Origin of the sequence: Photobacterium sp. SP02 (assembly GCF_038519165.1) — a bacterium.
In the GTDB taxonomy this organism is placed as follows: domain Bacteria; phylum Pseudomonadota; class Gammaproteobacteria; order Enterobacterales; family Vibrionaceae; genus Photobacterium; species Photobacterium halotolerans.
Window position 1 is genome coordinate 1 of the sequence record NZ_JASJOJ010000146.1, and the last position, 1,017, is coordinate 1,017.

Genomic DNA, 1,017 nt, shown 5'->3' on the forward strand with positions numbered 1-1,017 from the left:
GACAACTATAGGCTTTGAAATCGAGGTCGATAACTACCAGAAAAGTAAAAATCTGGTAAGGCCTGAGGGTAACCTTACCCCCAAAGCAAACGAAAGTAACTCAGTTGTATATGAACGTTCTGCTCAGGTAAAAGCCTGGGTACTCGACCGTGCTTCGGGCCATTGCGAGCTATGTGACAACCCTGCTCCTTTCGCTACGCCGAGCGGGAAGCCGTACTTAGAAGTTCATCACGTGAAGCGATTATCTGAAAACGGCTCTGATACTGTAGAAAATTGTGTCGCGTTGTGTCCAAACTGCCACAGGCTTTTACACTTCAGCTCAGACAAAGCAATTCAGGTTGAACAGCTCTACCAAAAGATCCCCGCGTTGACTCGGGAGTGAACCTATAACAGGTGCTCTCACTACTAGTAATTTAAAGACTAAAGGCGACTTCCGTCGCCTTTTACTTCATCACACAAACCACACCACAACAGTCTTTACCATGCATCTGTCACACGACAACTCGAGCCTTACCGTCTACCTTCACCACAAAAAAGCTCACCAGATGATGACATGCGCTTAGCGCAGAAATCATCTTCACGGCCCGCTTTCAGCAGCTCCACTACCCTGCGCACGTTACTTGGTTGCTTTAGGTTCATCTGGTTGAACTGAACACAGACTTTATCACTGATTCTCACCTCCATCACGCCACCTCGGCTTCCCTTTCCTCCAGCTCAATCTGCTCCTGAACAGACAACAAAGCCGCTGTGCGGCCGTCGTTCAGCCAACGCACTAACTCTTCCAGTATTGGCTTGTAGCGGTTGAACCGGCTGAAGGGAACGGGCAGTACCTGCGCGAATTTGGCGAAGCGGGTTTCGTTGGTCCAGGGGACGCGGCCGTCTTTACAGGCTGGGCACTTGCGGGTGATCCGGCGTTTGTTTGTAGTGTGGCCCGAGCCATTGCATTCGGGGCAGATCGCGCCGAACTGTTGTGAACACTCGGCAATCGCCGTTACGGCTAACGCGATCAACGCTTTG

General features: G+C 50.9%; 1 protein-coding gene and 1 pseudogene. One reads left to right on the forward strand and one right to left on the reverse strand.

Going from position 1 to position 1,017, the window contains the following annotated elements:
• The coding region (locus P0Y67_RS22660) for an HNH endonuclease (protein WP_342393701.1) at positions 1 to 382 on the forward strand (382 nt) is incomplete at its 5' end.
• A gap of 301 nt (positions 383 to 683) precedes the next feature.
• Here the strand turns inward: P0Y67_RS22660 and P0Y67_RS22665 are convergent.
• Positions 684 to 1,017 (reverse strand): annotated as a pseudogene (locus P0Y67_RS22665) (hypothetical protein); the annotation flags it as partial.